Origin of the sequence: Mesorhizobium zhangyense (genome assembly GCF_011045115.1) — a bacterium.
In the GTDB taxonomy this organism is placed as follows: Bacteria; Pseudomonadota; Alphaproteobacteria; order Rhizobiales; family Rhizobiaceae; genus Mesorhizobium_M; species Mesorhizobium_M zhangyense.
Map to the genome: position 1 here is coordinate 109,808 of NZ_JAAKZG010000015.1, position 8,560 is coordinate 118,367.

Annotated in this window: 11 protein-coding genes and 3 tRNA genes; 7 read left to right on the forward strand and 7 right to left on the reverse strand. The window is 58.0% G+C overall.

Annotation, left to right across the window (positions count from 1 at the left end; genetic code table 11):
* Positions 1–198: 198 nt before the first annotated feature.
* The 5 genes from G6N74_RS25555 to G6N74_RS25575 form a co-directional block, all read right to left on the reverse strand.
* Positions 199–272, reverse strand: a tRNA-Gln gene (locus G6N74_RS25555).
* An 82-nt stretch (positions 273–354) separates the two neighbouring features.
* The gene (locus G6N74_RS25560; RefSeq protein WP_165120828.1) at positions 355–1,158 is read right to left on the reverse strand and encodes a PopZ family protein; all 804 of its coding nucleotides are present in this window, start codon (positions 1,156–1,158) and stop codon (positions 355–357) included.
* Positions 1,159–1,370: 212 nt separating this feature from the next.
* Positions 1,371–2,759, reverse strand: a complete 1,389-nt coding sequence (locus G6N74_RS25565; protein WP_165120829.1) for a TolC family outer membrane protein — start codon at positions 2,757–2,759, stop codon at positions 1,371–1,373.
* A gap of 179 nt (positions 2,760–2,938) precedes the next feature.
* Positions 2,939–3,613: a protein-L-isoaspartate O-methyltransferase family protein gene (locus G6N74_RS25570; RefSeq protein WP_165120830.1), complete on the reverse strand. Its 675-nt coding sequence runs from the start codon at positions 3,611–3,613 to the stop codon at positions 2,939–2,941.
* A gap of 87 nt (positions 3,614–3,700) precedes the next feature.
* Positions 3,701–3,774, reverse strand: a tRNA-Cys gene (locus tag G6N74_RS25575).
* Between the two features lie 176 nt (positions 3,775–3,950).
* Here G6N74_RS25575 and G6N74_RS25580 point away from each other — a divergent pair.
* Together G6N74_RS25580 and G6N74_RS25585 are read left to right on the forward strand one after the other, a co-directional pair.
* A complete protein-coding gene (locus G6N74_RS25580) occupies positions 3,951–4,154 on the forward strand; it encodes a hypothetical protein (RefSeq protein ID WP_165120732.1) in 204 nt (67 codons plus the stop codon).
* A 108-nt stretch (positions 4,155–4,262) separates the two neighbouring features.
* On the forward strand, positions 4,263–4,445 hold the full coding sequence (locus tag G6N74_RS25585) for a hypothetical protein (RefSeq protein WP_091911842.1): 183 nt from the start codon (positions 4,263–4,265) through the stop codon (positions 4,443–4,445).
* 92 nt (positions 4,446–4,537) lie between these two features.
* Here the strand turns inward: G6N74_RS25585 and G6N74_RS25590 are convergent, their stop codons facing one another.
* Positions 4,538–4,810, reverse strand: coding sequence for a hypothetical protein (locus G6N74_RS25590; protein ID WP_165120831.1), 273 nt, complete (start codon positions 4,808–4,810; stop codon positions 4,538–4,540).
* A 173-nt stretch (positions 4,811–4,983) separates the two neighbouring features.
* Between G6N74_RS25590 and G6N74_RS25595 the strand changes: the two genes are divergently transcribed.
* From G6N74_RS25595 to G6N74_RS25610, 4 genes are all read left to right on the forward strand, one after another.
* Positions 4,984–5,058, forward strand: a tRNA-Asn gene (locus tag G6N74_RS25595).
* A gap of 147 nt (positions 5,059–5,205) precedes the next feature.
* The gene (locus G6N74_RS25600) at positions 5,206–5,634 is read left to right on the forward strand and encodes a hypothetical protein (RefSeq protein ID WP_165120832.1); all 429 of its coding nucleotides are present in this window, start codon (positions 5,206–5,208) and stop codon (positions 5,632–5,634) included.
* 97 nt (positions 5,635–5,731) lie between these two features.
* Complete coding sequence (locus tag G6N74_RS25605; protein WP_165120833.1) at positions 5,732–5,893, forward strand: hypothetical protein; 162 nt, start codon at positions 5,732–5,734, stop codon at positions 5,891–5,893.
* Positions 5,894–7,036: 1,143 nt separating this feature from the next.
* The gene (locus G6N74_RS25610) at positions 7,037–7,294 is read left to right on the forward strand and encodes a helix-turn-helix domain-containing protein (RefSeq protein ID WP_165120834.1); all 258 of its coding nucleotides are present in this window, start codon (positions 7,037–7,039) and stop codon (positions 7,292–7,294) included.
* On the opposite strand, the gene G6N74_RS25615 is transcribed toward G6N74_RS25610, so the two are convergent.
* Positions 7,291–7,575, reverse strand: coding sequence for a hypothetical protein (locus G6N74_RS25615; RefSeq protein ID WP_165120835.1), 285 nt, complete (start codon positions 7,573–7,575; stop codon positions 7,291–7,293). The two genes, G6N74_RS25610 and G6N74_RS25615, sit on opposite strands and share 4 nt — an antisense overlap.
* Before the next feature lie 260 nt (positions 7,576–7,835).
* Between G6N74_RS25615 and G6N74_RS30545 the strand changes: the two genes are divergently transcribed.
* Entirely contained in the window at positions 7,836–8,372 is a 537-nt protein-coding gene (locus G6N74_RS30545) for a helix-turn-helix transcriptional regulator (protein ID WP_205826859.1), read from the forward strand.
* Positions 8,373–8,560: the final 188 nt, after the last annotated feature.

Here is an 8,560-nt window from a genome sequence, read left to right on the forward strand (position 1 = left end):
GGAGGTCACCGCCACTCCCCCTTGATCCCGGTTCCAGACCCGGTCCCGCAGGAGCGATGGGGGGATTATGGATGAAGGCTGATGGGGTGAGGAAAGATTGGGCGTGAAAAAATGTTCGCAGTAAAGGAAAACAATAGGTTAGCAGGAAATCTGGTGTAAATCTTTCCTACAGGCTCGGAGGATCGCCCAGACATATTGTGGTTCCCGCTCATGGACTCGAACCACGATTCACGCCGTCAAAGGGCGGTGTCCTACCATTAGACGAAGCGGGATCAGATCGGCTTCAGTCAGTCAAAGGCGATGGCGTATTGGGCGATTAGATGCTTGATCTTGCCGGCAAATGCAATGGCGCGGTCACGCCCCGCGCGCGACGCGCTCGATTTCCTCGCGCACCAGGCGCTCGACCAGCGTCGGCAGGTTGTTGTCGAGCCAATCCTGCAGCATGGGTCGCATCATTTCCTCGGCCATTTCGTCGAAAGTCTTGCGGCTTCTGGCGGCAAAGGCTTCCGACAACTCGCCGAAAGCGGCTGCGACCTGACGGCCGGCATGCTCGGAAATGATCGCCGGACGGGCGATATCGGCCGCGGCTGAGACAGAATCGGGCTTCGCCGTCGAAACCGGCGCATAGGCATTGTACGACGGCGAAGGCGATTCGACGGCCAGCGCGGGCGCAACAGGTTGCTCCAGCGAAAGCTCGTCCAGAGCCGCGTCCAGTTCGTCTTCGTAATTCGGCTGCGGTGCAGCGGCTTGAGCCGCCTCGGCAGCTTGCGGCACATTCCACTCCGGCTCCGCCAGAACCGGCGTCTCAGCCGGTGCTTCGCTCACTTCAGGCTCAGCATAGGCAACCGCCACGGACTCGGCGGGCTGTTGTTCAATTTCTTTGTCCTGCGGCGCTTCTTCGGCAATCTGCGCCTGCACTTCGGCCATGGACAGCGGTTTTGGGTGTTCGGGAGCGGCGCGGGCCGCGCGCAGTTCGGCGCGGAAGGCGTCGACCTCGATCACCGCATTGTCGACGGGTGCGACATCGACGTCGTCTCCAAGCGCCGCCAGTTCGTCGGCACTCTTTCGGACGGTGTCGCTGTCTTCGATTATCCTGCGGATGGAAGCCAGAATCTCTTCCATCGAAGGTTCGCGCTGTACGCTGCTTGCCTGTGCCATCGTCACATCCGCCGCCCTTGTGACCAAAATTAACGATTCCATTGGCTTAGGCCGCAGGAATTCGAATCAACGGTTAGGGTAGCGGACGGATCGACCTTGGAGAATCCCCAAAGTCAGCCCTTAGGCGATTTCAACAGAATAGAGCCCTGGAATCAAAAGAGGCGCCACAAGGGCGCCTCTCGAAAACCGGCGGGAACCGGAATGGAACGATATCAGCGGCCGTCCGGCGTGCGCAGTCCGATCCACTTGTCCTTGACGGCCTTGTAGTGCTCTTCCGGCTTGTATTCGGTGACCTGCAGGCCGAGCCGCTTGGCGTAAAGCTGGCCGGTGGCCTGCAGAATGCCGTAGCTCGCCACGACGACCTGATTTTCGGAGTTGGCCTGATTGATCTGTGCGTTGATGACGTCCTGCTGGGCATCGAGCACGTCCAGCGTCGTGCGCTGGCCGACATTGCGCTCCTCGATGACGCCGTTCAGCGCCAGCTGGGCAGCGGCGATGGCCGAGCGGTTTGCGGCGACGCTTTCCTGCGCAGCAATGTAAGAGGTCCAGGAGGATGCCACGGCCTGACGGACCTGATCGCGAAACACGTCGACCTGGATGCGCTGCTGGCCAAGCTGTTCCTTGGACTGGCGGACCAGTGCGGAGGTGCGGCCCCCCGAATAGATCGGAACCGTGATCGACGCGCCGATCTGGGCGGTATCGCTGTTGGTCGTGCTCTGCCCGCTCAGACCCGTCCCGGAGAGGATGCCGTTGGTTTGATTGTAGGCATGCGAAACGCCTGCCGACGCAGAAATCTGTGGCAGCAGCGCGCCTTCCGCCGATTTCACCGAAAAGCCGGCGGCATCGACGAGATGGTGCCCGGCCAGGATTGCCGGATGCTGGGCGGAAGCCAGGCCGTACGCCTGATCCAGGCTCTTGGGCAGCAATTTCGCCAGGGGCGACGCCGCCTTGAGCTTGCCCGGCTCCTCGCCAACGATCTGGCGATAGGTCGCGGCACTCGCCGCCGCTTGCGCGCGTGCCGCGGCCAATTGCGCCTCGGCCAGCGAACGGGCGGCATCGGCCTGCGCAACGTCCGTGCGCGTGCCCTCGCCGACATCGAAGCGGGATTTGGCCGCGCGAACCTGCTCGGCCAGGAATTTAAGGTTCTGCTCGCGCAGCACGGCGATCTGACGGTCGCGGATGACGTCCATATAGGCCTGGGCCGCGCTGGACAGCGTGTTCATTTCAGTGTTGCGCAGGTTTTCCTGGGACGCGAACACCTGCGCTTCGGCGGCTGCGACGTTGTTCCTGGTTTGAAAGCCATCGAACAGCATCTGGTTGATCTGGATGCCGAAGCTGGCGGTCGACTGCCTGTTGACATCCCTCGTCGACGAATAAGCGACGCTCGACGAGCCGTTGATCGTCGGGCGGTATCCCGATTTCGCAATCGCGACACCCTCGTCCGTCACCCTTACGCCGGCGCGGCTCGAATTCATCGAGGAATTGAACTGATAGGCTTTGGAAAGTGCGCCGAGGATGGTTTCGGCGGAAGCGGCTATCGGAGACAGCGCGGTGGCCGACAAAAATACGGCAGTGAAAATGCCTTTGCGTATAAACGACACGACTATTCCCTCATTCGTTTCTGCGGGCGTCACATCGGTCAATTCAGGCGTTGCGCCTTACCAACACGATCCGACTCACGCCCCCTGCCAAATGCCCACACGAATACGCACAGGACTCAGCAACGATGGTCCAAACACTAAGCCACCACGATGACGCGACAGTCGCAAGACTTTCCGCCTCAAAATTCGAATGCGCGGATGCGTTCGAATCCCGGCAGTGGCCGAATTGCCGCATTAAATGCACGTCGGCCGCCAACAATGCCAGTAGTCTTTAAAAACAGACGGGCGACGCCCGCATTACCCTGCCCTTCCACGGCAATGAGTCGGCCCCCCTCTTTCAGCTGATCGAACAGCGCCTGAGGTATCTCTTCGACCGCTCCGCCGATGAAAATCACGTCATAGGGCGCCTCTGCGCCGTGGCCTTCGTTCAACGCGCCCTGGACGACAACGACATTGTCGTAACCGAGATTTGCCAGCGTCGATGTCGCGCTCTGCGCGAGCACAGGGTCACTTTCCAGTGCGATGACCGAGCTGGCCAGGCGCGACAGAACCGCCGACGAATAGCCGGTGCCGCAACCGACATCGAGAACGAAGTCGCTCGAATGGATTTCGGCGAGCTGCGTCAGCTTGGCGAAGGGCGAGGCCTGCATCAGGTACCGCGCAGGCTGGCCGGACGCGGGAGATGCGATCTCGATATGCTCATCGATGTAAGCGAGGTTGCGGCGGTTGGCGCCGACGAAGGCTTCGCGCGGCACAGACAACATGGCGTCGAGCAAGGCCTGATCGGTCACATCCGTCGTGCGGACCTGGCCATCGACCATCTTCACGCGCTGTTCGGAAAAATCAGTGTCCATGCCCAAAACAACCCGTCTCGGCGCAAGCGTTGCGCGTTTCACTTCGCGTGAACGCTGTAGCCGCGCATGGCGGCCGCTGTGGCAGATTGGAGGCCTCGCCCGGAATCGAACCGGGGTGCAAGGATTTGCAGTCCTCTGCGTAACCACTCCGCCACGAGGCCTCGCCGCTGCCGGCGTTCTACGCCGCTTCAATAGGTTGCGGGCAAATTGCCGTCAAGCGACAGACCGCCATTCCGAACAAAATCCTCTGCGGCATCGTGAACGCATTGTAGACCGTGCCGATTTTCAGCCATGGCCGGGCGGTTGCAGTTCATCTGATGCGGGATAGAATCGCATCATGTTCATCGCCATCCGACGGAACGCTCGAGCCGTGGAGAAAATCGTGCGCTGGAAACTGGCCATTGCCGTTTTGATACTTCTCGCCCTCTGCGGCTGCGGCGCAGCCAAGGCAGTTCGCGATACTGCCGGCAAGTTCGACGAATATGGCTGCCTGTCGCGTGAGTTCAAAGGCCAGCCGAGCTGCCAACAGCAGGAACCGTGAGGCCGGCGAGCGCAAACGGAACTTTCTTTGTTGCAATGTGTCTAATTTAATATCGGCAATCGGCCGCACCACTCAAAGATAAGGAAGGGACAAGAAAAAGGGGGAGCGATGGAAATCTCCTATGACGACGTCGGCAAGACGAAAACTGCAAGAACAGTGCTGGTGAACGGCCGAAAAATACGGGTCGACCGGCAGGCTGTGGAGATATGGAAGGAAAATCCCGACGCGGTGTTCAATCTGGTCTGGAACGCCGACAAACGGGAGTTTTGCCTCTCGGGACCAATAGAATGAGGCTTTGGCGCCGACCTGCGGCCGGAAGCGCGCCTTCATGAGCTGAGCCTCAAAACAGCATCGAATCGCACTGAAAGCGGCAGATGGCCGTTTCAGCGTGGGCGATTGCTGCGCCGCCGCTCCCACCACACGATGCCGCGGCGGCGATAGCGCCTGACCAGCGCGAATTCGTAGGAAAGAACGAGAAGCCCGAGCGGAACCATCCAGAAGCCGAGAATCGGCAGGAAGCCGAGAAGGCCGAGAAAAGTCAGACCCACGCCGATCGCCACGCGCTTGTTGCGCGACTGCGGCATTTTTATTTCGCGGCCAAACACGGTTATGACGCGCCTGGGCGTCTTGCTCGACTGGTTCGCCTGCTCCGTCATGGGTCGTTTTTCGTCTTCCATATCAACCGAAATCCCGCCCGGAAGCCCACATATGAGGCTTTCCGTCGCAATTGCGAGGCGCCAAGCATATTATTCCATGAAAAATGCAGATTGGCGCTTTGCAAAGCTGAATTTGGTTTGCTATAGGCACCCTCGTTCAAACGAGCCGCTGTTCCCCGGTAGCTCAGTGGTAGAGCAACCGGCTGTTAACCGGTTGGTCGCTGGTTCGAATCCGGCCCGGGGAGCCACTTTTCTTGTCTACGGCTTTGTTTTTCCTAGATTTATTTCATAGTTGAGAGAACCTTCCCCGCTTTCCCTCCCCGCTTTTGGCGCCGCGGTTGCCGAGCATGCTACCAGCCTGCATAATCCGGTCTCAATCCGGCGCGGGGGCGAAATTGCCAATTGATGGTCTTTACTCACTGGCTGCTGTCGGCGTTGCAGGCATGTCGGCGATCGTTCTCAAGCTCGACCAGGGCCGAATCGAAGGCAATGATTCTGCCGGCGCCCGGTATATCGGGACTTATGAGGCCGATGGTGCTGGGTATCGGCTAACGCTTGAAATCATCTCGCCACCTTACACATTCGGCGTTTTTGGAACTTCAGCGAGTGAGACCTTTCGAACTAACAGCGACACGATCATCGTGCCCGCATCGCTATTTCTGGAAAGAGTGCCGTACACACTCCCTAGCTATGGGATCACGGTCATAGCGACGCGAATTCCTGACACATATGCGAATCTAGCAGGCAAGGACGGCATTCGAACATTGATTGGCATGCTCGAGCGCGCCGAAGCTGCCTGGAAAAATGCGGCTCGGACGACGTGACTGTTATCGTAGAGGCGGGTGTTCTGTTAGCCTGTAGCGCTGGACGGCGACGACTCATGCGCTATCTTTGGTTTGACAACCGATGGGAGACGCACAGATGCCGACCTATGCGATTGTAATTGTTGGTGCCGGAGTGCTCGCCTTCGTCGCAGGTTGCATCTTGATCTGGATGGAGCGCCGGAAGTTGAAGGACTTCTCTGGCCGGGAAGCAGTTGCCAGCGGACCGGATGTCGGCGGTTTCGACGGCGGTGGTCTTTAGGACCACACCGACAACCAGAATCGCATTCCGCCGATGCGCTTTGCGATTGAACGGTGAATAGGCGCGTCCGTCGACAACACGTCGCACTTCTGCCAATGTCTCGCTGGGCATCATTGGGGGAAATCATGAAAATCAACGCTTTGGCCGCGCTCGCGGCCCTTTTGGCCGCGTCCGGTTGCGCATCGGTGGCACGCGGAACTACGGAAAAGGTGGTTGTAACGTCCGAGCCGGCTGATGCCTAAATCCGGACTTCACTCGGACATTCATGCCCGATGTCGCCATGTACAGTTGAAGTCAGCCGAAAGAGCGAATTTACGGCATACGCTGAGAAGGAAGGTTACAAGCCGGGAAGCCTGTTCGTTGGCACAAAAATGAGCGGAGGCGGTGCGGCTGGCCTCGCAGGCAACATCTTGGTCGGTGGCATTATTGGCGTAGGCGTTGATGCAGCGACCGGTGCCACACTAGATCACTATCCAAACCCGGCGCTCATAACGCTCGTAGCGGTCGGCTCGACATCGGAGAGCACGAACATTCCCAAGCCGGCGCCTGCTAAACCCTCAAAAGGCGCGCCGGTCTCCTGAGGCTTGGAATAACTATCCTCGCGCGGCAGCCTGGGGGCAGCCGCAAGGCTGTCGCGCCTAGACCTTGGGGGTTGAGGCGTGTCAGCCATCTGCCCCCTACTCTGCCAGCCTCCAATTCACCTCCGCATACGATGCCGCTGCAACGATGCGGCAATGCTCGACCTTGAGCATCTCTGAAAGCTTGGCGGCCGCAGCGATGGAGGTCGCCAGTTGGTCCGCGAGATCCAAGAGGGAACCTGTCCCCTCTGCTGTGGCGAAGTTGGCCGCGAGTTCGTCGCGGCTACGATGAAGAAGAGCATATGAACGAGCCGCCACCAGGAACTGCTTGCCGCTAGTGGCCTGGACGCAAGGAGCGTACTGCTCCAGGGTGGGATGCGCCTCGAAATCGAAACTTGCACAAGACTCGGCGGTGAGTGGGAGGTGGGTGGCGGGTGGCGGGTTGGGTCATTTGCATCTCCTGATTCAACGGAAATCGTTTACCATACCTATAAAGCGTTAATCTTAGATGATGTCAACGCTTTTCGTTTATGATAGACGAAAAGCGGACTTTTTTGAGGATGCAATGACTATCACATCAGAACAATCACGCGCGGCCCGCGGACTCGTTGACTGGTCGCAGACAAAATTGGCTGAGATGTCTAACCTCAGCGAGAGCACTATTAGAGATTTCGAAAAGGGCCGCCGCATCCCGGTAATTAACAATCTGGCTGCAATCCGCGCCGCGCTCGAAGCGGCCGGTGTCAGCTTTTTAGCAGACGGTGAAACGAAGCCAGGCGGGCCAGGAGTGCGCCTCCACAAACGCTGCGAATCTAAAGCCTAAATCTCGCCGAGCCCATCGAAGATGTTCGACACCTTTCGTCGGCGCAACCTCCACAGCACACAACCAGCCATAATCATCACTAGCCCAAACATGGCAGCTCCGACACAAAAACCGGAAAGAGGAGTCCACTCAAACACCTCCCTACCAAAAAACTGTTCGGCAAAAATCCATAGCGACCCGGATAAGAAGAAGTTGCCAATTGATATCAAAGCAATTTGCAGGGTGTCGAACGTTCTCAATTCCTCAAGATCTTGCCTATCCACTGCCACCCATTGAAGCACGATTTATTATGTTCCGCGACTGGCAAGCTATCTAGGTTCACCACTAGAATCTTCCCACGCTGTCGTTGTTGGGTGGATTGCGCGATTTTCTCTCCAATGTAATCGCCTAAGAGTGCTTCTTCGCTAGAGCACACGAGGGCATATGCCCGAATGCATGTTTCGACATGACAAAAATGCCCATTTGCATAGTGTTTTCAGGGGGTTGCTGTAGATCAACATCTGTGGAATCTATGCCATGACTGCTAACATCGCGAGTTGTCATGGATACAGAATCGTCCCGCCTCGAACCTCGTCTCATGAAGCGCCCGGAAGCAGCCGCCTATCTAGGAGTAAGCGTCGCGACGTTCTCCGGCTGGGTTGCGGCTGGGCATCTGCCGAAGCCTGTATTCGGCTCAATGCGATGGGACCGGTGTGCCATCGACGCTACTCTTGATAAGCTGGCCGGCTTGGGGCTGCCTACGGCATCGGTCGACGTGGATCCATATGAGAAGTGGCTGAACGGATCGGAATCTGCTCTGCAAAAGTGGGCGAGAGAAAATCCTGTTCTACCTCCGCCGAAGTTCCAATTGAATCTCCGACAGAAGACTGCGTTAAAAAAGCTGGGCAGACGAGATCCCCAAGCCCAGACCATCGACGCCATGGATGGAGTTGGTGAAGCCACGATGAACGAACTCGTGGCTTATAAGCTCGTGAAATTGACGGGTTACGACAAGAAAATGCGTCCGTTATTCCTGCTCACCAAATTTGGCGGCGAACAATACAATATCTACGAAGGAACATTGGCTTGGAATCTGTAGGGTTGGCTTAGATGCCCCTCACGCTCTTTGAGCGCGGCGGCTATTGGTACCTTCGGGGTTCCGTTCGGAGAATCCAATACTATGCGTCCACCAAGACCGCAGACCGCGACGCTGCTGACGACATAAGGATCCTCACTGAGGGGCGTCTGCTTCAGGAAAGCGTGTTCGGCAAGAAAGCTATCAAAACA